The sequence below is a fragment of the Rhodococcus sp. 1168 genome (assembly GCF_002091955.1).
In the GTDB taxonomy this organism is placed as follows: domain Bacteria; phylum Actinomycetota; class Actinomycetes; order Mycobacteriales; family Mycobacteriaceae; genus Rhodococcoides.
In genome coordinates, this window is the sequence record NZ_MKKY01000079.1 from 166,096 (window position 1) to 188,233 (window position 22,138).

A 22,138-nucleotide genomic window follows, 5' to 3' on the forward strand; every position below is an offset into this window, starting at 1 on the left:
ACGCTGCATTCTTTCCGACCGTTGTCCCCTGGGAAGCAAGATCACGACCACAGATCGAGTCCTGGGGCGAGGTGTGGTGTCTTACGTCGAGATGGGGGAAGCATGGCTGTCATTGCCGAACTTCGAGGAGTGACCTGAGTGTTCGCCCGATGGGGAGATCTTGTCCACCGCTGGCGATTCACGGTCATCGGAGTCATGGTGGCCGGCCTTCTCGGTTTGGCCGCGTACGGGGTCGGATTCGAGAATCGACTGAGCCAGGGCGGCTTCGACGACCCCGGTTCGGAATCGGTGCGTGCTGCTCAGTTCGCCGACGACACGTTCGGACGTGACACAGAGGGCGATGTCATCGTGCTCTACACCGCTCCCGAGGGAAAGACGGTGGACGATCCTGAATTCACTGCCGCGGTCACTGCCAACCTGAACTCGCTTGTCGCAGAACACCCTGCCCAGATCGCCAAGATCAACGGCACCTACTTCGCCGTGGACGGTGCTGCCCGCGCAGCCGCACTGGCAACCACGGACAAACAGCACGCTGTCACCAGCATCGCGATAGTGGGTGACGACGAGACGGCCCTGACGAACAACTTCCAAGCCGTCAAGGACGCGTTCTACATCGATGGCGTCGACGTCCAGGTGGCGGGACTCCAGGCGGTTGCCGGGGCCTTGCAATCGACGATGGCCGACGACATTCATCGAATGGAGATCCTCGCCATTCCTGCTGTCGCTGTGCTGTTGTTCTTCATCTTCGGTGGAATCGTCGCCGCTGCGCTCCCCCTCGTCGTCGGCGCTTTGACGGTGGTCAGCGCCAACGGAATCGTCAAGTTGTTCACCAACTTCACCGAAGTCAACACGTTCGTGGCGCCAGTGGTGTCGATGGTCGGACTCGGCCTTGCAATCGACTACGGACTCTTCATCGTCTCCCGCTTCCGTGAGGAACTGGGCGACGGATACTCGACTCGAAATGCAGTCCGCCGCACGGTGATGACGGCGGGGCGCACTGTGGCGTTCTCTGCGACGATGATCGTTGCCAGTCTCGGTGGCCTACTGCTGTTCCCGCATGGATTCCTTCGGTCCGTCGCATACGGATCCATTGCGACCGTCGCGATGGCCGCTCTCGTCGCGGTGACCGTACTACCTGCGCTGCTTGCAGTTCTCGGTCCACGCGTCGACGCACTCGGCTTCAAGTTCATGCGTAAAACCAAGTCGTCCGAGGAAATCGAGAACGGCATGTGGGGCAAGCTGACCGCCTGGGTGACGCGTCGTCCCGTCAAGGTTGCCGTCACGATCGTGCTCGCGCTGCTGGTGCTGACCCTTCCGGTGGGAAGGATCGAATTCGGTGGGATCAACGAGACGTATCTTCCGCCCGACAACCCGACGCGTGTGGCGCAATCTCAGTTCGACGAACTGTTCCCCGGACAACGCACCGAGCCGCTCGAGCTGGTGATAACCAACGCGCAGGGCGCATCCCTCGGGCAGATCACCAAGCAAGCCAACGAAGCTCCCGGACTCGTCGAGAAGTTCACACCTACCGGTGCAAGCAAAGACGGTGTCATCGTCTTCAAGGCAGGCCTCGAGGACCGCAACGATTCCCAGCCTGCGCTCGATTACCTGCGCGCCATCGAAGTTCCGGACGGCGCAAGCGTCCAGATCACGGGAACACCTGCGATAGAACAGGACTCGATCAGTGCGCTGGTGGATCGACTGCCGATCACCGCAATCCTGGTAGTCCTCATCGTAACGCTGTTGATGTTCCTGACGTTCGGCTCGCTGATTCTGCCGATCAAGGCCGTGCTCATGACCGCGCTCGGATTGGGTGCGACGATGGGCATTCTGACGTGGATCTTCATCGGCGGACACGGTTCGGAGTTGTTGAACTTCACGCCGGGTCCGATCATGGCAATGATTCTTCTTCTCATCGGCGCTATCGTCTTCGGACTGTCCACCGACTACGAAGTCTTCCTGCTCTCGAGGATGGTAGAGGCGCGAGACAAGGGTGCAAGCACCACCGACGCAATCCGAATCGGCACCTCACATTCCGGACGCATCATCACCGCGGCAGCACTGATACTCATCGTGGTGACGGGCTCGTTCGCATTCTCGGACCTGGTGATGATGAAGTACATTGCCTTCGGCATGATTGCTGCGCTCATCATCGATGCGACGGTGATCCGCATGTTCCTGGTCCCGGCAACCATGAAGCTTCTCGGCGACAACTGTTGGTGGGCACCGGAATGGATGAAGCGCATCCAGCGTCGAACCGGCCTCGGCGAGCCGGTCCTGGAGGATCAGAGCGTCGAGACTTCGACTGGGCAAGAATCGACAAGCGCACGTTGATCTCTGGGTTTCGAGTGTGTGTCGGTGGGAGAAGTTACACTCGACAGTATGTTCGGATCGGGGTTCATCGACACCACTGACCAGGCGGTTGGCGGCATGCTCTACATCCTCACCGAATGTGCGTCGGCGGAGAATGTTCGTCGCGGCCGCCTGGTCGAGGCAGTATGCGAGATCCTCGATCGCCGCCTCGCCGATGCCGAAGAGTGCGGCGGAGATCCGTCGGAGTGTCATCGTGAAGTGCTCTGTGAGATCTCGACACAACTGACGGTGTCACTGTCGACAGGTCGCACTCTCCTCGATACCTCCGAGGCGTTGAACCATCTACCGTTGACGGCGCTGCGGTTGATATTCGGGGGCATCGACTGGGCTCGCGTAGTGGTGTTGGCATCGGTACTCGGCAAAGCCAGCGCACGCACCGTAAAGGTAATCGAATTTCAAGCTCTCGCGGCAGCCGAAAGTATGGCACCACGCCGTTTGCGCAACCGCGTGTGGAGTTTGTGGATGCAGTTCGCCGGAGCGGAAGCGACTGCGGCACAGACGGAAGCGAAGGCAAAGTCGACCGGAGTCAATATCCACGAGGATGGGACCGGGATGTCTGTACTGCGCGCGCAGATGTCGGATCTGCAAGGGGCCGAGGCAGAGGCATTGATTTCGGAGATCGCCGCGACCGTATGCAAGAAGGATCCGCGTACCGGGCAGCAGCGCCGCTTGGATGGATTGTTGGCTTCGCTGTACGGCGAGCGTGCCTTGGCGTGCCGCTGCGAGTTCGCCGAGGAGTGTTCGGCTGCGGGTGTCGCGGAAGAGATCGCTCCGCGCCGCGGTCATCTACTCAACATCCTCATCGACGTCGAAACACTGTTGGGATTGTCCTCGACACCGGCGACCTTGCCCGACGGGACGGCATTGGATCCGGATCTGGTGCGGATGTTGGCCCAAGACGCACGGTGGCAGGCAATCTTGACCGAGTTGGTCGAGGTACTCGAAGTAAACCGAGGTGGAAGCACCGGCTCGGCCACCGAAACTGGCAGTGACGAGACACGCGAGAGAACAGCCCTGCCCACAAACGACGAGGAGGACTCGAAAGAGGACAACTCCGTCGAGACCGTCTTCCGCGACTGTGGGCACGACAATCCTGTTGCCGAACAATCGGATCCAGGATCGAACGGCACTCGCGATGACGGGCCGGAGTCGCCCTTACCGCGGGTCGAGCAGGTACTTCGGCGGATCCTCGGGCGCGGCAGAGTTCGCGGGCCAGCGGAGGTTCCTAGACCAGGCCCACACCAGATCGACCAGCACACCTCAGGGGAGGATTCTGCCTTGCGCCGCTACGTCGATTCACTCCTGCGCGAGATCGAGCATGATCCATCGAAGGCTGCAGGGGTGTTCCCCGACGGGCACGGCGGACTCGAGAATCCACCGCCCGGAGCGTTGCCGTATCGGCCTTCGAGGGCCGTGGCCTCGATGGTCCGAATGGCTTACCGTACGTGCACATTTTCGAGCTGCGACACGCCGTCGTCGCGGTGCCAACTCGACCACATCGTCCCGTTCGACCACGACAATCCTCGGGCAGGTGGATGGACGGTCGGGTCCAATCTGCACCCGGTATGTATTTGTCATCATCAAGCGAAGACTGCCCGCATGTGGCCGTGCGCGATGCTATCCGGTGGCGCGATCCTGTGGACGGGCAACGCCGGATCTCGACGGATAACGCTGCCCGGCCTCTCGGTTCCGAATTCCCCGCCACTTCGCGTTCGCAAAAGGCATCCGGTGCCCCCGGAGACTCGCCCGGACGGCCCGACCTGGTGGGAGAAACACATGCCTCCCCGCACGCACCCGCCCTCGCGTTCCGAACTTGCCCGGGCCGGCACCGACGAAGCTCGGTCCACAATCCGCGAGCTTCGCCGCCGCTTTCGGGAACACCGCGCTGTTGAAGATGCCCGCGAACGCCGCCGGCCAGCACCCTACTGAGCCGGCGGGTTCGTCCCGTCTCGGGTTATGCCTGTTCAGCCTCGCGGTCTGCGAACACCTTTGCGTATCTGGTGCCCGCGAAGAGCAACAGAAGTCCGACGACGATGAAGGCGCCGACACGGAAGAGACCGTCGAGAGCATCCAGATCGAACAGGAACAGCTTCGCCACAGCGGCCCCCGTCAGCGAAAGCCCCGCCAATAGTGCTGTGTGCGCATACTTCTCACTCCGGAGGCCCATAATCAGCAATGCCATGGCCACCGCCATCCATCCGATGGTGGCCGCACAGTGACCCGCGATGAATCCTGTTGTGCCACCGATTGCTCCCACTCCGAGCGCGACCGTCGCGGACGTCAGACCGTAGAGCGAGACAACGCCTGCGAACACCCAGCAAGACTGCACGTTCTGCTCGACGATTCCGAGTTGGACAGCAATCAGAACCAGTCCCGCCGCAACCGCTACCAACAGCAACCCAGCAACCACGATGCCGAAATGCCCGGTGGCGTAGTCCGCATCCATAAGACCGTCGACGGGTGCGATGACTACGAAACCGATGGTTCCGAGTGCGGCGAAAGCACCGCCGAGGAAGTAGGCAATCTTGGATGAGAGCTTGTGCGCGAGAACGAGCGCCGCAGCAGCGACCGCCAACAGCGTGAGCGGACGCAGCTCCACTGCGGTCGGAACGACAACAGCCTGCAACAACGCCGCCGCGCCGAGAAGCGAAAGCACAATCCTGGCATGCACCGGCAACCAGCGTGCCAAGGCGATGGTTGCCGCGCAGGTAACGGCGACCAGGAGTTCGACCAGCGCGAGTGTCCACCGCTCGAACAGGGTGCCCACCACGAGGATCGGCAGTGCAGCAAGCGCCATCATCATCGATGCCATCGTGTCGGATGCGTTGCGGCGAAGGAGTTCGAGCGAGCTTCCCAACCCGAATGCGGCGACGACGGATGCAACGAACAACAGCGTGACGGCATCACCGGTCCCGACTCCATAGGACGAGGCCTCCGCTATTCCCAGCAACGTGGCGGCAACGATCGGCAGTGTGCGCGCCACATTCAACAACGGCCAGTCACGTCCGAGCTGGGCGGGGAAGGTCGCGATGAACGTAGCAGCGAAAAAACCGATGACCGGCAACGTGATTCCGCCGCTTACCACCGGTGCACACACGGCGACACCGGCAAGAATCAACACCGCCATCGCTTGCGAACGCCACGACACCGCCAGCGCGATACCAGCCGCTGCGATTCCGAAGGCACCGGCCAAACCTAGAGCCGGCTCGAGCCAACCGTAGATCACGGTGACGGCCACGACGTCGAGATACAGACCAGCAACTCCGGTCGCCGCGACGGCGATGCCGCCGACCCTGCCGCCGGATCTACCGAAAACGCGGGACCCGATGTACACCAACGCCACCGAGAATGCCGCTCCCGCACCGACCCGTAGCTCCGGCCCGAACCACCCTGCCTGCGCTGCCAGAACCAGCAGCATTACGATGCCGACCAACGTCACTCCGGCGCCAGCGATCGCGAGCAGCCGAGAGATCACACCGTCCCGCTGCCACCATGGCTCCTTCTTCGGCGCGGCAGGCCGGGGCGGCGCAGGCTGGGGCGGTCGAGGAAACTGCTGAGGCTGGGCAAACTGCTGAGGCTGGGCAAGCTGCTGAGGTTGGGCAAACTGCTGAGGCTGGGCAAACTGCTGAGGCTGGGCAAACTGCTGAGGCTGGGCAAACTGCTGAGGCTGGGGCGGAGTGAAGGGACGGGGCTGGACAAATGTCTGGGGCTGGACAGGAAAAACCGGTGTCTGCTGCGCTGCCAGTTGCGAATGCAGCTGCCCGAGTTCGCCGGAAACCTGCCGGAGGTGCTCCCCCAGTGCAGCGAACTGGCCTGACAGTCTCGCCACCAAATGCGGATCGACACCGGCACTACGCGGATTCGTCATGAACAGATCATGTCGGACGGTGCCCGGCAACGGCTGAGTATTTCTACTCCTCATTACCTAGGGGTTTGCCGAACTGCGTTACGAGAACACTCAGTTGCCGAACATCCGTTTCAGCGACGTACCCAGTGGATGCTTGGCGGTGAGTGTCCCGAACCGGACCTTCCCGCGCACGATGATGTGCAGCGGCCCGATCGGCGGGCCGGTGCGTACCTTGTTGTTCGCATTCCCTCCGACGGTTTCGAGGCCGTTGAGGTCAGCGGTAGCAGCTGGGGGCAGGATCAGCGAGATAGTGCTGCAATAGTCGCTCACCATGATCTCGACGACCTGCGTCGACATGATTGCCTGCGTGAAGTCCAGCGTGACCTGCGAGAGTTTGCTGTCGATCGTCATCCGGGGTGGCACGTTCCACGGACCTTTGCGGGACACCGTCGACATCGTGCCGCGGACGACCGAAGCCTGACTTCGATCCCACGACAACGTATGCGCCCGGTCGTAGGTGGGGACGGCCTGCTGATACGACGTCGAGGCTGCGGGGACCGTCGGCCGATACTGCTCGGCTATCTGCATCCCGGGCAGATCCGCCACGACGGCGTTCAGCTCACCACGCGTCTTCGCGGTAAGCGCAGTGTCCATACGTTCAGTGAACTCCCCTAGGGACAGCATCCCCAGACCCACCGCACGCTGCAGCAACTCGCCGACGTGTTCTTTTTCGGCATCCGACACTCGCAGGTTTCTAGCCTCCATGACACCAGGATAATGCCCACGCGAAGCGACTGCCGCACACTGCAAGGTTCGCTGGGCCGGCCCGTGGGTACAGCTCGCAGTATGGAGATCACGATCGACGCGACAGGCCCGGCTCCCGCGGAGTTGGCGTGGGAGCGCTACATGAACCCCGATCTGTGGTCGACGTGGGCGCCACAGATCAGCGGTGTCGACTACGACGGCGAACGGCTGGTTGCCGACACCTCCGGCAGAGTCGAGGGACCACTGTGGATTCGGATCGACTTCCGCGTGCTCGCCGTCGACGAGGCGGCCCGCACCTGGACGTGGCAGGCCTGGTGGCAGAACCGCGTGCTGGGCTTGACGTTGACCCACGGCGTCGAGTCCCATCGGGCCGGCTCACGGACGTGGTTGACGGTCGACGGCTTTCCCGGGCTGGTGCTTCCGTATGTTCCGATCGCCAAGCTCGCCCTCAACCAGTTGGTCAAGAGCTGAGCTACTCGGTCCGCGTCGTGGTCTTCGGGTCCGTCTCGGTGTCGGTGACCTCCGCGGCATCAGGGGTCGGGAACGTCGGGTTGTCGCCCGACCCGTCCAGGTGGTCGTCGAACTCGCGGACGGCCTCCCCACGCTCGGCTGCACTCTGCGCACCGTCCGCATCGAGGCCTGCCGACTTCTCGGTCGGATCCACCGTCGTGTCCACTGGCTTGTCCGTCTCACTCATGGGGTGTGGTTGCCCCGAGTGGACGGCTCACAAACCCTGTTCGATCGCGTAACGCGTCAGCTCGACCCGATTGGCCAACTGCAGCTTGCGGAGTGTGGCCTGCACATGATTTTCCACCGTGCGATGACTCAACGTCAGTTTGGTTGCAATCTGCTTGGCGCTCAGGCCCTTTGCAACGAGGCGTAGCACTTCGGTTTCGCGGTCGGACAGCGTCGGACGTAGCACTTTGGTGTCGTTCGCGTCTGCGGGGGCGGTAGCGATACGTCGATACTCCCCGAGGACCAGCCCGGCCAGACCGGGAGTGAACACGGCTTGCCCGGCGGCGGTGGCCCGGACGGCGTCGAACAATTCCTCGGCCGATGCACTCTTGACCAGGTATCCGCTGGCGCCGGACTTGATTGCGTCGAGCACGTCACCGCGCTCGGCGGAGGCCGACAACACCAGAATCCGACTGTTCGGTGAACCGAGAAGTACCTGGACCGTCGCGTCGGCACCGTTGCCGTCGACCAGGTGCATGTCCATCAGAACGACGGCCGGTTGTGTGGCCTGAGCGCGACGCCCCGCGGATCCGACTCCGTCAGCGGTGGCAACGACGTCGAATCCGGCTGCATCGAGGTCGCGTGCCACCCCGTCGCGCCACATGGGGTGGTCGTCGACGACCATGACAGAAATCCGCTTGTCCATCACTTCTGCTCCTTCGGTACTCGAATTTCCCACTCGGTCCCCGTGCCGACATCGCTGTCGAGAACTGCTGTGCCGCCCAGCATCTCAACTCTCCCCAGTATCGACTCGGAGACGCCCATTCGGCCCTCTGCCTCGGCTTCGGCGAGGCGTCCGGCGGCTATCCCGATGCCGTCGTCGCGGATACTCACGATGATGTCGCCTGCTACATCTTCGAGCAGAACATACGCGCGCGCACCCGATCCCGCGTGCAGTGTCACGTTCGACAATGCTGTCGAGAGAACGGCAGCGAGCTCGTCGGCGACGGGTTTGTGGACGAGTACAGGATCCGTAGGGGCAGAGATCGACACGGTGGTGCTGCCCTGTTGTCGGAGCAGACTTCCCAGATCGACCTTTGCATCGCCGGTATCGATGCGGCTCGGGTTCCTCTGCTCGGAGATCAGCATCCGCAGCGCAACCTCTTGCTCGCCCGCGAGGTCGGCGAGTTCACCTGCTGCACCGCCGATTTCGTTTCCGCGCCGACGAACCAGCGCCAACACTTGCAGGACGCCGTCGTGCACCTGGCGGGCAAGCCGTTCGCGTTCTTCGGTGATCGCCGCGAGCCTGATGGCCCGCTCCAATTCCGAGTGTGCGCGTTTGGCGGTGTTGCTCGCCAACCCGAGCGCAAGCCCGACCGACACCAGAACCGGCGCTGTCGCGTCCGTCCACAGATCGAAATTCACCTGATCGCGTACCAGTGCGCTCACGGCTGCGAGCATGATCGCCGACGCGATTCCGCCCCTGGGCCCGAACAGAATTGCCGCCGAGATCACCGCATTGGTGGCCCACAATGTGGTCGGGAGAGTTTGGTGAGTGCTGTACCACTGGGGATCGGCGACCAACCGAGTCGACGCCATCAACCCGATGACGACGAGTTGGTCGGCGAACACCACCTTCCATAGCGGGATTCTCTTCTCCGAGAGAAGCGCTGCCGAGATCCCGGTCCACACCGCCATCAGCGCCACGAAGAACCAGCTCAGGCGCGGATTGCTGTAGGACGACATCGAGCCGATCTGGTAGCTGACCGCATAGAGGAGGGTGACGAATCGAAATACCTGCGACGCGCGCCAGAGCGGGGTCAGTGCGTCAGTCATCTGGCTTTTCGAGAGTTCCTGGGTCGAGTTGTCGACTACGTGGATGTGGGCTGTCCCCTGTTGCCGGGAACAGGGGCTCCGACGGGTCGTGTTCCTCGAGTTCCTCGTAGACTTCGTCCGGGTCCTCTGCCAGCAGTGAGCGGATTGCAGTGTTGAGCACTGCCACGATCGGAACGGCCAGCAGCCCACCGACGATGCCTGCCAGCAGGATTCCCAAGGTGATGGCGAAGACGACGGCCAAAGGATGCAGCCGTACTGCGCGTCCCAGCAGCAGAGGTTGCAGTACGTGCCCTTCCAGTTGCATTACTGCGACGACGATGCCGAGTGTGATCAACGCGGTGATCAGACCCTTGGTCACCAGGGCGATGAACACTGCGACGAATCCGGTCAGGAAAGCACCGACAATGGGGATGAACGCGCCGATGAACACCAACGATGCCAGCGGCAAGGCCAAGGGCACACCGAGAATGGCCAGCCCGGCCCCGATCCCGATGGCGTCGGCAGCTGCGACGGCAACCGTTGCGCGAACGTACCCGATCAGGGAGCCGAAGCCCTGACTTCCGGCGAGCCGAATACGACGCCGCGCCGACGTCGGGGCAAGCCTGGTGACGAAGTTCCAGATCTGATCGCCGCCGTAGAGGAAGAAGATCAGCGTGAACAGCGTCAGCAACGCGCCGGTGAAGATCTCACCGATGAGCGTCGCGGTGGTCAAAGCGCCCGACGTCACCGCTGCCTGATTGTCCTGGATGGCTTTGACTGCGTCGTCGCTGGTCTGCCGGATCTGATCCTCACTGATGTGGAGTGGGCCAGTGGACAACCAGGACTGGATGTCGTTGATGCTCGCGGTGAATTGATCGCCGAGTTGCGGTAGGCCCTCGATGAATTGCTCGACGACGAACGTCATGATCCCGACGACGACACCGATACTGGCGATGATGACAACGACGACGGCCGCGGACCTCGGGACTCCGCGTCTCTGCATCCAATCGACGATCGGCACCAGCATCGCCGACGCCAGCAGCGCCAGTCCGATAGGAATGAACACTGTTTCGAGCCGGATGACGACATAGCAAAGGGTCAGGAATCCAGCGAACAGAACCAGCAGACGCCACGTCCATTCCGCTCCGACACGCACCAACGGATGAACCGAATCCGCGGGCGTTCGGGCACCGGAAGGCTCCTTTGGTGCTTCTGCCCGCAGCTCGCCAGTACCCACCCGGTAAATTTAACCTGTGCTGGCATCTTTCCGAGCGGTCTCGCTCACCCTGAAGAGTCGCTGGCCGCTCTATATGGTCTCGATGGGCCTGTCCAACCTCTTCGGCGCGGTGCTCGTATTCGGCTTCGTTCGTTATGGGCTGCCCATAGCCGAGTCGGAATCGATCATCGCGGACCGATCACGCAATGTCTGGATCTTCGGCATCTATCTGCTGGTCGGAGGCGGGGTTAGCCTGTATTACGCGTCCCGCATGTTGAGGACGGTCGTTCGTTGGCAGCTGCGGGGTGGCCCACCCACCCGCAAGGAACAGATGACTGCGCTGCACGCGCCGTTGCGTCAAGCGATCGTGCATGCCGTTCTGTGGGTCATCGGGGGTGTCCTGTTCGTCGTCCTGACGGTCGCCGAAATGCCGTCGCTCGCCGTCGCCGTCATCGTCACCGTGGTCATGGCCGCCACCGTCACCTTCGGATTCACCTACATGCTCGGAGAACGGATCCTGCGCCCGGTCGCTGCGATGGCGCTGAGCGAGGGCCGATTCGACCGGACCATGACCCCCGGCATCGGCACCCGGATGGCGATGACCTGGGGGCTGGGCACCCTGATGCCCGTCATCGGCATCATCTTGCTCTGCGTGACCCAGCTGACCACCGATCTGGTGTTCTCCCCCCATTCGCTCGCGATAGCGATCATCCTGCTCAGCGTCCTCGCTATCGGGCAGGCGTTCATCCTGTCGATGTTGACGGCCAGCCAGATTTCCGACCCGATCCGGCAACTGCGTCGGGCGATCGAGCGGGTCCAACGCGGTGAAAACGACGTCGAGGTCGACGTATTCGACGGCAGCGAGATCGGCCGACTTCAGGTTGGCTTCAACCGCATGATGGAAGAGTCCGCGGAACGGCGCGTTCTGCGTGAACTGTTCGGCGCACACGTCGGCGAAGACGTGGCGCGCCGTGCATTGCAATTCGGTACCGAATTGGGAGGCGAGACTCGCTTCGTCGCGGTGCTCTTCGTGGACATGGTCGGGTCGACGGCTACGGCTTCCGAGCGTCCTCCCAGTGAGGTCGTAGTCCTCCTCAACGAATTCTTCCGCGTCGTCGTCGACGTCATCGATCAGCACAACGGATTCGTCAACAAGTTCATGGGTGATGCGGCGCTCGCCATTTTCGGCGCGCCCCTCGACCGACCCGACGCGCCGACCGCTGCGCTCGCTGCAGCTCGTGACCTGCGGTTCGCCCTCAACGACATCACCGGACTCGACATCGGGATCGGTGTGTCGGCGGGACTGGCGGTCGCCGGGAACATCGGCGCAGCCGAGCGGTTCGAGTACACCGTGATCGGAGATCCCGTCAACGAAGCGTCTCGATTGACCGAACTGGCCAAGCTGAGACCGGGCCGCGTTCTCGCATCGACCTCCGCGCTCTACTTCGCCAGCGACGAGGAACAGGCGCATTGGGAACTCGGTGATCAGGTTCAATTACGCGGCCGTCGCAGACGCACGCATCTCGCGTGGCCGGTCGAGCATCCCTGACAGCGGGCGCCGTGTGGTTACCCTGTGAAGGTGGCCGAACCAAGACCGGAGTCCGTTGCCGACGGGCCACGGAAGAGGAATCGTCTCCGCTGGTTCAAATGGATCGTCGGGATTGCCCTGGTCGCACTGCTCATAGGCGAGGGGATCTATCTCTGGCCGCGGTTGCACGAGTCGTGGAAGGCCCTCACCGAAATCCATTGGGGGTGGCTCGCCGCATGTGTCTTTGCGCAGGCACTATCACTGAGCACGTTCGGCCGAGTCCAGAAGCAACTGCTCGAAGCCGGCGGAGTTCGCGTCCGTCAGTCCAAGTCGGTATCGGTCATCTACGGCAGCACTGCCATGTCATTGACGCTGCCCGCCGGCCAGGTCTTCTCCACCGCGTTCACCTACCGTGAAACCCGGCGGTGGGGCGCGAGTCCCGTAGTCGCCTCATGGCAGCTCGCGATCTCTGGAGTCATTGCGGCGGCAGGCCTCGCCGTCCTCGGCGTCGGTGGCGCTCTTCTAGTGGGCGGATCGGTCAACACATTCACCCTGGTACTCCCGATTGCGGGCGTCATCCTGATAGTCCTGGCAGTGCGGTACATCTCCGCACACCCGCAGGCGATACGCAGCACGGCCCAGTGGACGCTGCACAAGATCAACGATTTCCGTAACCAACCGGCCGATACCGGCGCCGAGCGTATCGACGAGATCATCGAACAAGTTCAATCGGTTCGACTCGGCACACGCGACGGCGTGCTCACAGTGTCGTGGTCGGCGGTTTACCGACTCGCCGACGTCGCCTGCCTCGGCTTCGCTTGCTTCGCCGTCGGCGCAGACCCTCGGCTCTCCGGTCTGCTCATCGCGTTCGCTGCAGGTAAGGCCGTCGGATCCGTGCCGCTCGCGCCGGGTGGGCTCGTCATCGTCGATGCCACCCTTATCGCCTTTCTCACCAGCGCAGCCAGCATCAGCGCGTCACAGGCCGTCGCAGCCGCCTTCGTGTATCGCGGTGTCAGTTTCATCCTCGTCGCGATCGTCGGCTGGATCGTGTTCCTCGTGCTTTTCCGCAACCACCGGCAAGAGAACCTCGAGTACGACATCGTCCTCGAACAGCGGGAAGCCGTCGAGCAGCGGGAGGCCAGTGGCCTGTACCAGCCGCGGGCGGACAACGCCGATCCCGAGTCTGGATAACGGGCTTTCCCTCCCGCTCGAAAACTGTGATCGGCATCTCTATTCGGCAGCCGGGAATAGATTCGGACCCCGGTCCGCTTGTGTACTATGCAAGTTGAACCTTCAACCCCACCGCTAGAGGAGCTCACATGACCACCGCGATCGCATTGCCAGAATTGTCCGCAGGCACCTGGAACATCGACTCGTCGCACTCCACCGTCGGCTTCTCCGTGCGCCACCTCGTCGTGAGCAAGGTCCGCGGCCGTTTCCAGGCCTTCACCGGCACGATCACCGTTGCCGACGACGGCGCCCCTTCCGTCGCCGCCGAAATCGACGTCACCTCCATCACCACCGACAACGCGCAGCGCGACGGCCACCTCAAGACTGCCGACTTCTTCGAGGTCGAGAAGTACCCGACCGCCACCTTCGTGTCGACGTCGGTACAGCCCAAGGGTTCCGACTTCGTCGTGACAGGTGACTTCACCCTGCACGGCGTCACCAAGTCGATCGACCTGGCACTCGAGTTCAACGGCGTCAACGCCGGCATGGGCAACGGTCCGGTCGCCGGCTTCGAAGCCACCACCACCATCAACCGTCGCGACTTCGGTCTCACCATCGACATGCCTCTCGAAGGCGGCGGCGCAGTCGTCGGCGACAAGATCACCCTGACCCTCGAAATCGAAGCAGGTCTGGCTTCCTAGATCGCCACATTCACCGGAACAGGCCCGCGGACATACAGTCGGCGGGCCCGTTCTCTATTGTGGGAACGGTGAGCAAGCGCAACCCGATCATCGCCGCCGTACCGGGCCGTTTCGCCCCGCTGTACGTTCCCGCAGTCATAGATCTCGTTCTGGTCCTGATCTTCTGCGCCATCGGTCGACGCAGCCACGACGAGACGGGTGCACTTGCCGGATTGGCGACGACCGCTTGGCCGTTTCTGATCGGTGCGGTCGTCGGCTGGGCCGCCACCTGGGCGCTCTACCGCGACAAGTTCGACGCGTTCCTCCTCGTCCCGACCGGCATCATCGTGTGGGTGTCCACCGTCGCGATCGGCATGGTGCTGCGGGCGATCAGCGGGCAGGGCACTGCCTTCAGCTTCGTCGTCGTAGCCTCGACCGTGCTTGCACTGTTTCTTCTCGGCTGGCGCGCCCTCGCGCGAGTCATATCCGCCCGGAGAAACTGACCCCATCGGCCCCCTCTGCACCATCGAGCATGGGACAGTTCTTCAATGGCGGATGTGACGGACAAGCAGGACACCGGATTCTTCGGGCAGCCATTCGCACTGGCGAATCTGTTCGGTGTCGAGATGTGGGAGCGCTTCTCGTTCTACGGGATGCAAGGCATCCTCATCTATTACCTCTACTACGCGGTGTCCGACGGCGGACTCGGGATCCCCGAGAGCTCGGCGACGTCGATCGTCGGCGCATACGGCGGCACCGTGTACCTGTCTACGATTCTCGGCGCGTGGATCGCCGATCGACTTCTCGGTTCCGAACGCACCCTGTTCTACAGCGCCATCCTCATCATGTTCGGCCACATCGCTCTGGCAGCGCTCCCCGGTTTCATAGGGGTCGGTGTCGGTTTGGTGCTCGTCGCGTTCGGTAGCGGCGGCCTCAAAGCCAACGCGACGTCTTTGGTGGGAGATCTGTACGAGGAGAAGGATCCTCGACGGGATGCCGGTTTCTCGCTCTTCTACATGGGCATCAACATCGGCGCGTTCATCGGCCCGCTGCTCACCGGGTTGGCCTGGGACAAGATCGGATTCCATGCCGGCTTCGCGCTGGCTGCTGTCGGTATGGGGCTCGGCCTCATCCAGTACACGCTCGGCCGGAAGCATTTGCACGGCATCGGCGCTGTCGCCCCCAATCCGCTCCCCTCGACCGAGCGAACCAAGTGGGTCGCGATCGCTGCGGCGGCGATCGCCCTCATAGCTCTGCTCTCGGTGTTCGGCGCGATCAAAGCATCGAACCTGTCCAACATCGTCGTCGGTGTCACGGTCGTCGCTGCTATCGGGTACTTCGCGATTATCCTCTCCAGCAAGAAGATCACCTCGATCGAACGTCGTCGGGTCATCTCGTTCATTCCGATGTTCATCGCCAGTGCTGCGTTCTGGTCGCTGTTCCAGCAGCAATTCACTACAGTGCCGCTCATCGCCGATACCGAGTTGGACCGCAATCTCTTCGGCTGGGAGTTCCCGCCGTCGTGGGTACAGTCCATCAACCCGGTGTTCATCATCATCTTTGCAGGCATTTTCGCCGCAATGTGGACCAAGCTCGGTAATCGTCAGCCCTCGACACCCCTGAAGTTCGCTGCAGGAGTGGGCATCATGGGCGTAGCTTTCCTCGCATTCGTACCCGCCCTCGCCGGCGACAACATGCCACTGCTCGCCCTGATCGGCATCTTGCTGATGTTCACCTTCGCGGAACTGTTCCTCTCCCCGGTCGGCCTGTCACTGTCCACCAAACTCGCACCGGAGAACTTCCACACGCAGATGGTCGCGTTGTTCTTCCTCTCGGTTGCCCTCGGTTCGGCCATGGCAGGCACTCTCGCCGGCTACTACGACCAGGACAACCCGAACCCGTTCTTCTACAGCGTGGGAGCTGCATCCATCGCGGTCGCCGTGGCGCTGGTTGCTCTGACGCCGTGGATCAAGAAAATGATGAGCGGTGTGACATAGCAACGCCTGCAGCTATTTCCACATCAACCATGCTGCGAGCCCGAGCCCGAGAACTCCGACAGCGATGCGCAGAAACGTCGGGGGAATAAGCTTGACCACGGGCGGGCCGCAGTAGCCACCACAGAAGGCCCCAATCGCCAGCGCCAGCGCAGCGAGCCAGTCGACTTGGCCGGAGAATGCAAAGATCACGGCCGCAACCAGGTTCGCGACGCCCAGAAAGAAGCTCTTCAGAATGCTGGCGCGCCATATCGTTTCGGATGTGGCGATCAAAGCGAGCGCCAAGAAGATCACCCCGGCGCCTGCCCCGAAGTACCCGCCGTAAACAGCAACCAAGAACAGTGCAAACGGATACAGCGTCGGAAACTCTCGATTTCCGGACAGCTTTCGAATCCTCGGTTGCAGTAGGAGCGCGAGGGCCGCGAACGCAACGAGGAACGGCACCACCACCTCGAAGGATCCCGAGGGCGCAACGAGCAGAACGACGGCACCGACCAGCCCACCGGCTGCCGAATAGACGGCGTAACGAACCAGCTGCTTACCGTCCTTGGCGAGCTCAGCCGAAGCATTCGTCGTCGCGCCGACACCGACGGCGACCATCGCCACCGTGTTGGTGACATTTGCGCTCACCGGAGGCAACCCGGCTGCCAGTAAAGCTGGATACGACACCAGCGACGCCATCCCGGTCACGAAGCCGACGAGGCCGGCGAAGTAACCGGCCACCACGAGCAGACCGAAATGAAGCACAGGGGGTTACTCGGCGATGCCGGAGTCCATGCCTCGGATCAGACGGGTACTCATCTTCACTGCCTGGTCCGTTCCGTCCGCGTCCTCGATGTAGACGGCGAACGCAAGATCGCCTCGGTTGGCTATGAACCACCGGTCGTCGCCACTGTTACCCGCGAAACCTGTCAATCCCGCGTACGCGTCGAGTCCTTCGGCATGAGCCGAGTCAACCAACATCTTTCGGAGCCTGGCCAGGGCTTCAGGGGGAATCGAATCGGTCGGCTGGTCGGCGACGGCGTTCTGACCGACGACGATCGACGGGAGAGGCGCTGAGCCACGGGAGATCGCCGCACCCATCTGAGCCAGACCGAACGGCGTCATCGACTCCGTGGAGCTCTCGTTTCCGACGGACCGGATCCGATCGATCGACCCGCCTGGCCCGGAACGTTGACCGGCGAAGGCGTCGAGTCCGGGCATCGAGTAGTTGACCCCGAGGCCGAGCTGAGACGGGTTCCCTGGGTTATCACCCGACTGCAGGGCGTCGAGCAATGCCGATGCCGATCCTGCGGGATACATCCCCGAGAACGCAATCTGACCCTGTTCGTTGGCGTAACTGTTCTGAGCAGCCGCGACAATGGCACCGGTCGAGGGCACGATAGCTACGATCGAGGCGGCAGTCCCGACGCTGACCACGGCATCCTCGGCCGCCAACTGAATCCGAGGATCGAGCGTGGCATGCAGGTCCGGACCGGCAGGGCCCTGGAACCCCACCTGACGCGCCGGAATTCCGTCGGCACCGACGACGTCCACTGCCCAACCGGACGTCGCGTCGCGGCCGAGTTGCCAGGCGTCTCGAATCGAGTCGAGCAACGGGGAGGTGATTCGTCGATCGCCCGCGATCAGTTTGGGTGTCTGCGAGATCACGACGCCAGGAATGGTACGCAGATCGTCCTCGAGAACTGCGAAGTCGTCGTCGCGCAGGTTCACCGCGAGTACCGGGGCACCAGGTGCGGCGTCGAGCTCAGCGGTGAGTGATTCTGCAGTGATCAACGGCGCCACGACGTCGATGACATCGGCGAGTCGCGCCGCGGACCCTGCCGGGTCGGGCATCTGCGCTGGGTCGAGGGAGACGGCGTTGATGGTGCGTTCGCTCATCAGGACGTTCTGGGCAGCGTCGAAGACCAGCGGTGGCGGCGCGTCCGTTCGGGTGTAGTGCACTGCGCTGGCGAGACCCGGTGCAAGGATCTCCGGCTCCCAGGTAATCCGCCAGCCGACGCTCAATCTCTTCGTGCTGCCGCGTGTCGAGTACTTCCAGTCTTTGCCCTCACCGAAGTTCCATGCCGAACCGAGGGTGAAGAACCCCGCGTCCTGATCGAGGTCGATGAACTGCGAGAGTTCGAACTGCGAGGATGATTTGCCGCCCGCGGACAGGCCGTCGAACATCTGTGAGATCGATGCCGCCGCAGCGTTGGGGTACGAAGTCAGGTTGGCGGCTGCATCGACGTCACGGTCGTTGAGCGCCTCGACGAAGTCGGACACAGTGGACTCGGCCCCGCCGGCGGGGCGATCGAGGGTCCACGAAGCGAGTGATGCGGCCAACACCAACGTTGCGCTGAGCGCCACCACATATCGGACACGAATACGACGAGGCATCAGTGACCTTCCAGAACTCATGGGTCACAATATTCACTGTAGCCACAAGGGTAACAAGCACGACAGACATACACTCCGATCACGATTGGGCCACACCAGGTGTTTGCCTGCTAGGCCCTACCGGAGGAGCTTACCCGCTGCTTCGAGCGCGGGGTCCGAACTCTGGCCACCCGCTACGAAGACCGCGAAGGCAAGATCACCCGCGATCCCGACGAACCAACCGTGCGCGATCTCGTTGTTCGGCCCGAACTCGGCAGTTCCGGTTTTACCCAGAAGGCCGGGGATGTCCTGCAACTGCGTGGCCGTGCCATTGGTGACGGTCTCGCGCATCATCGCCTTCACCTGGTCGGCTACCTGCGGATCCACAGGTTTCGGCGTCGCATTCGCTACACCGGGCTGTCCGTCGAGAAGCGTCGGAGCCTTCAACACGCCACTCGCGATCGACGACGCGACCAAAGCCATCCCGAACGGTGACGCCGTCACCTGCCCCTGGCCGATGGCGGATTCGACGCGTTGGGCCGGCGTATCGGCGAGAGGGACATCACCGGTGACCGAGGTCAGCCCTGGCGTCACATAGTCGACGCCGAGGCCGTACTGCTGTGCCGTCTGCTGCAATCCGTCGGCGGGAAGTCCGACGCCGAGGCGGCCCATCGTCGTATTGCACGATCGGGCGAATGCCGTGTGCAGCGGGACGTCACCGAGATCGAAGTTGTCGTCGTTCGGAATCTGGCGGCCCTCGATGTTCTCGGTTCCTGGGCACGGCAGGATCGTGTCGGGGGTCGCTGTCCCTGCTTCCAGCGCCGCCGACGTAGTCACTGTCTTGAACGTCGAACCGGGCGGATACAGACCAGTCAGCGCGATCGGGCCTTCGGCGTCCGCCGCTGCGTTCTGCGCGACGGCGAGGACGTTGCCGGTCGAGGGCTGCAACGCGACGATCGCAGCCTGCTGCGGCAGCGACGCGAGAGCGTTCTCGGCTTTGATCTGAAGCGCCGTGTCCAGCGTCGTCGCGATGTCCGGTGCGGGCTGGGCGTCGATTCCGGCCAGCGGTTCCACGGATCCGTCGGCCTTGACCGACTGAACGGACCAGCCTTTGTTGGCGTCGAGTTGTTGCTGCCACAGCTCCGATACCCCGTTCAGCGCTGGTGACGCGAGCGCGCGATCGGTGGTGAGTAGCCGGGCCTGCGGCGCAAGCGTCACGCCGGGCATCGCGGCGAGCTGGGCGGCAACGGGGTCGACGTCGGACTCTCGCAGCGACACGAGAGTGACCGTCTTGCCCTGCGCGCCCGCAACGTCGGCTGCGATCGACTGCGCAGTGATCGTCGGAACGAGCGGCGTCACGAGCGCTGCGACGGCCGCAGGATCGGCGGTCGCGTCGACGTTCACGAGTGTCACGACCTGCTGCGACATCAATTCACCCCCGGCACGATCGAGCACCTTGGCGCTCACGAGCGCATCGGTCGGGGTGAACCTGATGGTGCTGTCGGCCGCGAGTGTCGGGGCCAAGATGGTGGGGTCCCAGTCGATCCGCCAACCCTGGTCGGTATCGGTGGCCGTTGCAGTTGTCGCATAATGCCACTGCTTCGGCTCACCGTCCGGCTCCTCGGTTCCGTCCTGCGTTGTCGAGAAACGCCACGTGGCATCCAGGGTGACCGTCCCGCCCTCCTCGGAAGTGTCCTCGACGGTGAAATCGGGTGTCGCCGTCACCGTCCCCCCGGCACCCAGTCCGTCGTACAAGCCCGTCAGTGCTGCGGCCGCGGCGGCCGGATCCGTCGTCAACGCGGCGGCTGCCTCGGCATTTCCCCCGTTGACCGCATCGACGAACTGCTGGGCTGTGGTGCGCGGCTCCGGCGGACCGTCGTCCGAGCAACCGGCAAGTACAAGCGCAGTGACGGCAACGAGGGCGGACACCGTTCTCTTCGAGGTGAGCACGGGGACGATCATGCCTCAGTTGTGCGGATATGACCTACGTAAGAAGGGCCGACCAAAACACGGTTGCAAGGCCGGCAACCGCGGTCTAATCTGAGCTTCGTCTTTGTCGCCAACAGATTCGGAGAGGCAATTGCTCTTCTAGAGGTTTCTTACGCCTGCACTCCCGCACGCATACCTCTGGAGCACTTATGTCTACTTCATCCTCGCTGCGCATTTCCGATCTCGAGTTCACCTGGCCGGACGGCGAGAAGGTCTACGACCGACTCGATGCCGTATTCTCCTGTGGCAGAACAGGCCTCGTCGGATCGAACGGCTCTGGAAAGTCCACACTCCTCCGACTCATCGCGGGTGAGTTGAAGGCGAATCGCGGGTCGATCAGCGCCGAAGGAGAACTCGGCTACCTACCGCAGGACGTGACGTCGACGCCAGGCCGGCGAGTCGACGAGATCCTCGGTCTCCGCGGAATTCGAGCAGCACTGCAGCGCATCGAGTCCGGCGATGGGACCGAATCCGACTTTTCGACAGTGGGGTCCAGGTGGGATGCCGAGCACCGCGCCGTGGGTTTGCTCGACAAGCTCGGACTCGGCCACATCGTCTCCACGCGAGCCGATCTCGATCGCACTATCGGAACGTTGTCCGGTGGGGAATCGATGTTGCTGGCACTGACTGCCGAACTTCTCGCCGAACCCGAGGTGCTTCTGCTGGACGAGCCGACCAACAACCTCGACGCCGACGCCCGTACGCGGTTGCATTCTGCCGTACTGGAGTTTCCGGGCGTTCTCGTGGTGTCGAGCCACGATCTGGAACTTCTCGACATCATGGACAGCAGCGCCGAAGTGCGTGCCGAGCGCGACGGCGCGCGCACCATCCGGATGTTCGGCGGCAACTACTCGCACTACCGGTCGGTGATCGACGCCGAGCAGCAAGTAGCAGCAGCCGCATTCAGCGATGCCAAGAACGATGTGCGCAAGCAGAAACGCGAATTGATCGAGACCAGGACGAAGATCGACAAGCGGATTCGCTACGGCAAGAAGATGTTCGAGCAGAAACGCGAACCGAAGATCGTCATGGGTGCACGCAAGCGCGCGGCACAGGTCTCCGCCGGAAAATTACGCGGAGCCCACGAGGACAAGGTCTCCGGCGCGCAGGCCGTGCTCAGCGCGGCCGAGGACCGCCTGCGTGATGACCGCGAGATCAGAATCGATCTTCCGTTCACGAACGTTCATGCGGGGCAACAGGTAGTCGTCACCGAGGAGCTCGAGATCGTCGGTCCCGAACGGATCGCCGTGATCGGGCCCAACGGCAGTGGCAAGACGACATTGCTACGAAAGCTCGAATCCGCAGGGCCCTCGGTGCCGTGGCAGTACCTGCCGCAACGGCTCGACGTTTTCGACGAATCGAGAACAGTGGTCGAGAACGTTGCCGACGTCGCTCCGCACGCGTCGAACGAACAGATCCGGGCCCAACTGGCCCGGTTCCTCTTTCGTGGTCACGACTCGGACGCCGTCACCTCCACGCTGTCCGGCGGCGAGCGATTACGTGCAGCGCTGGCACGCATCCTGCTGGCCGAACCGCCACCGAAATTGCTCATGCTCGACGAGCCGACCAACAACCTCGATATCGCCGGCCGAGCGCACCTCACCGAGGCGCTGGCGACCTACGAGGGTGCACTCGTCGTGGCCAGCCATGATCTACCGTTTCTACGTGGCATTGCGCCGACACGATGGATCGAGCTCTAGCCCAATTATCACGGTGGTCCGCTCAAGG

Annotated in this window: 18 protein-coding genes; 9 read left to right on the forward strand and 9 right to left on the reverse strand. The window is 62.9% G+C overall.

Going from position 1 to position 22,138, the window contains the following annotated elements; genetic code table 11:
- The first annotated feature begins 138 nt into the window (after window positions 1-138).
- Together BJI47_RS18390 and BJI47_RS18395 are read left to right on the forward strand one after the other, a co-directional pair.
- The gene (locus tag BJI47_RS18390) at window positions 139-2,334 is read left to right on the forward strand and encodes an MMPL family transporter (RefSeq protein ID WP_088945088.1); all 2,196 of its coding nucleotides are present in this window, start codon (window positions 139-141) and stop codon (window positions 2,332-2,334) included.
- 48 nt (window positions 2,335-2,382) lie between these two features.
- Window positions 2,383-4,302 (forward strand): HNH endonuclease signature motif containing protein, encoded by a 1,920-nt coding sequence (locus BJI47_RS18395; protein WP_125458756.1) that lies wholly within the window; start codon window positions 2,383-2,385, stop codon window positions 4,300-4,302.
- A gap of 25 nt (window positions 4,303-4,327) precedes the next feature.
- Here BJI47_RS18395 and BJI47_RS18400 read toward each other — a convergent pair whose 3' ends face one another.
- Both BJI47_RS18400 and BJI47_RS18410 read right to left on the reverse strand, forming a co-directional pair.
- Window positions 4,328-6,241, reverse strand: coding sequence for a DUF2339 domain-containing protein (locus BJI47_RS18400; protein WP_176224951.1), 1,914 nt, complete (start codon window positions 6,239-6,241; stop codon window positions 4,328-4,330).
- 90 nt (window positions 6,242-6,331) lie between these two features.
- Complete coding sequence (locus BJI47_RS18410; RefSeq protein WP_088945092.1) at window positions 6,332-6,985, reverse strand: DUF1707 domain-containing protein; 654 nt, start codon at window positions 6,983-6,985, stop codon at window positions 6,332-6,334.
- Between the two features lie 81 nt (window positions 6,986-7,066).
- Here BJI47_RS18410 and BJI47_RS18415 point away from each other — a divergent pair, with 81 nt between their 5' ends.
- Window positions 7,067-7,456 (forward strand): SRPBCC family protein, encoded by a 390-nt coding sequence (locus BJI47_RS18415; protein WP_088945093.1) that lies wholly within the window; start codon window positions 7,067-7,069, stop codon window positions 7,454-7,456.
- A 1-nt stretch (window position 7,457) separates the two neighbouring features.
- On the opposite strand, the gene BJI47_RS18420 is transcribed toward BJI47_RS18415, so the two are convergent.
- From BJI47_RS18420 to BJI47_RS18435, 4 genes are read right to left on the reverse strand one after another with little or no spacing between them, the layout of a single operon-like run.
- Window positions 7,458-7,682 (reverse strand): autophagy-related protein 2, encoded by a 225-nt coding sequence (locus BJI47_RS18420; protein WP_088945094.1) that lies wholly within the window; start codon window positions 7,680-7,682, stop codon window positions 7,458-7,460.
- A 27-nt stretch (window positions 7,683-7,709) separates the two neighbouring features.
- Entirely contained in the window at window positions 7,710-8,366 is a 657-nt protein-coding gene (locus tag BJI47_RS18425) for a response regulator transcription factor (RefSeq protein ID WP_176224952.1), read from the reverse strand.
- Window positions 8,366-9,496 carry a MacS family sensor histidine kinase gene (macS, locus tag BJI47_RS18430; protein ID WP_088945096.1) on the reverse strand — a complete coding sequence of 377 codons (1,131 nt, stop codon included), beginning with the start codon at window positions 9,494-9,496 and terminating at the stop codon, window positions 8,366-8,368. The genes BJI47_RS18425 and macS overlap by 1 nt, the downstream gene beginning before the upstream one ends.
- Window positions 9,489-10,697 carry an AI-2E family transporter gene (locus BJI47_RS18435; RefSeq protein ID WP_088945139.1) on the reverse strand — a complete coding sequence of 403 codons (1,209 nt, stop codon included), beginning with the start codon at window positions 10,695-10,697 and terminating at the stop codon, window positions 9,489-9,491. The genes macS and BJI47_RS18435 overlap by 8 nt, the downstream gene beginning before the upstream one ends.
- 88 nt (window positions 10,698-10,785) lie before the next feature.
- Between BJI47_RS18435 and BJI47_RS18440 the strand changes: the two genes are divergently transcribed.
- The 5 genes from BJI47_RS18440 (at window position 10,786) to BJI47_RS18460 (ending at window position 16,066) form a co-directional block, all read left to right on the forward strand.
- Window positions 10,786-12,240, forward strand: coding sequence for an adenylate/guanylate cyclase domain-containing protein (locus BJI47_RS18440; protein ID WP_088945140.1), 1,455 nt, complete (start codon window positions 10,786-10,788; stop codon window positions 12,238-12,240).
- 30 nt (window positions 12,241-12,270) lie between these two features.
- On the forward strand, window positions 12,271-13,410 hold the full coding sequence (locus BJI47_RS18445; protein ID WP_176224953.1) for a YbhN family protein: 1,140 nt from the start codon (window positions 12,271-12,273) through the stop codon (window positions 13,408-13,410).
- A gap of 128 nt (window positions 13,411-13,538) precedes the next feature.
- Window positions 13,539-14,090 carry a YceI family protein gene (locus BJI47_RS18450; RefSeq protein ID WP_088945098.1) on the forward strand — a complete coding sequence of 184 codons (552 nt, stop codon included), beginning with the start codon at window positions 13,539-13,541 and terminating at the stop codon, window positions 14,088-14,090.
- 119 nt (window positions 14,091-14,209) lie between these two features.
- Window positions 14,210-14,572 carry a DUF3054 domain-containing protein gene (locus BJI47_RS18455; protein ID WP_088945141.1) on the forward strand — a complete coding sequence of 121 codons (363 nt, stop codon included), beginning with the start codon at window positions 14,210-14,212 and terminating at the stop codon, window positions 14,570-14,572.
- A gap of 45 nt (window positions 14,573-14,617) precedes the next feature.
- The gene (locus tag BJI47_RS18460; RefSeq protein WP_088945099.1) at window positions 14,618-16,066 is read left to right on the forward strand and encodes a peptide MFS transporter; all 1,449 of its coding nucleotides are present in this window, start codon (window positions 14,618-14,620) and stop codon (window positions 16,064-16,066) included.
- A gap of 12 nt (window positions 16,067-16,078) precedes the next feature.
- Here BJI47_RS18460 and BJI47_RS18465 read toward each other — a convergent pair whose 3' ends face one another.
- From BJI47_RS18465 to BJI47_RS18475, 3 genes are all read right to left on the reverse strand, one after another.
- Window positions 16,079-16,810 carry a sulfite exporter TauE/SafE family protein gene (locus BJI47_RS18465; RefSeq protein ID WP_088945100.1) on the reverse strand — a complete coding sequence of 244 codons (732 nt, stop codon included), beginning with the start codon at window positions 16,808-16,810 and terminating at the stop codon, window positions 16,079-16,081.
- Window positions 16,811-16,816: 6 nt separating this feature from the next.
- Window positions 16,817-18,463, reverse strand: coding sequence for an NTF2-like N-terminal transpeptidase domain-containing protein (locus BJI47_RS18470; RefSeq protein ID WP_088945101.1), 1,647 nt, complete (start codon window positions 18,461-18,463; stop codon window positions 16,817-16,819).
- Window positions 18,464-18,559: 96 nt separating this feature from the next.
- Window positions 18,560-20,383 carry a penicillin-binding transpeptidase domain-containing protein gene (locus tag BJI47_RS18475; protein ID WP_088945102.1) on the reverse strand — a complete coding sequence of 608 codons (1,824 nt, stop codon included), beginning with the start codon at window positions 20,381-20,383 and terminating at the stop codon, window positions 18,560-18,562.
- Window positions 20,384-20,559: 176 nt separating this feature from the next.
- Here BJI47_RS18475 and BJI47_RS18480 point away from each other — a divergent pair, with 176 nt between their 5' ends.
- A complete protein-coding gene (locus BJI47_RS18480) occupies window positions 20,560-22,110 on the forward strand; it encodes an ABC-F family ATP-binding cassette domain-containing protein (RefSeq protein WP_176224954.1) in 1,551 nt (516 codons plus the stop codon).
- Window positions 22,111-22,138: the final 28 nt, after the last annotated feature.

Excerpts from the sequence above, each read along its gene's own strand:
- BJI47_RS18450 (WP_088945098.1), top strand. The coding sequence starts at position 13,539 with ATGACCACCGCGATCGCATTGCCAGAATTGTCCGCAGGCACCTGGAAC.
- macS (WP_088945096.1), bottom strand. The coding sequence starts at position 9,496 with ATGACTGACGCACTGACCCCGCTCTGGCGCGCGTCGCAGGTATTTCGA.
- BJI47_RS18400 (WP_176224951.1), bottom strand. The coding sequence starts at position 6,241 with ATGACGAATCCGCGTAGTGCCGGTGTCGATCCGCATTTGGTGGCGAGA.
- BJI47_RS18425 (WP_176224952.1), bottom strand. The coding sequence starts at position 8,366 with ATGGACAAGCGGATTTCTGTCATGGTCGTCGACGACCACCCCATGTGG.
- BJI47_RS18480 (WP_176224954.1), top strand. The coding sequence starts at position 20,560 with ATGTCTACTTCATCCTCGCTGCGCATTTCCGATCTCGAGTTCACCTGG.
- BJI47_RS18470 (WP_088945101.1), bottom strand. The coding sequence starts at position 18,463 with ATGAGTTCTGGAAGGTCACTGATGCCTCGTCGTATTCGTGTCCGATAT.
- BJI47_RS18475 (WP_088945102.1), bottom strand. The coding sequence starts at position 20,383 with ATGATCGTCCCCGTGCTCACCTCGAAGAGAACGGTGTCCGCCCTCGTT.
- BJI47_RS18460 (WP_088945099.1), top strand. The coding sequence starts at position 14,618 with ATGGCGGATGTGACGGACAAGCAGGACACCGGATTCTTCGGGCAGCCA.
- BJI47_RS18410 (WP_088945092.1), bottom strand. The coding sequence starts at position 6,985 with ATGGAGGCTAGAAACCTGCGAGTGTCGGATGCCGAAAAAGAACACGTC.
- BJI47_RS18420 (WP_088945094.1), bottom strand. The coding sequence starts at position 7,682 with ATGAGTGAGACGGACAAGCCAGTGGACACGACGGTGGATCCGACCGAG.
- BJI47_RS18415 (WP_088945093.1), top strand. The coding sequence starts at position 7,067 with ATGGAGATCACGATCGACGCGACAGGCCCGGCTCCCGCGGAGTTGGCG.
- BJI47_RS18440 (WP_088945140.1), top strand. The coding sequence starts at position 10,786 with ATGGTCTCGATGGGCCTGTCCAACCTCTTCGGCGCGGTGCTCGTATTC.
- BJI47_RS18395 (WP_125458756.1), top strand. The coding sequence starts at position 2,383 with ATGTTCGGATCGGGGTTCATCGACACCACTGACCAGGCGGTTGGCGGC.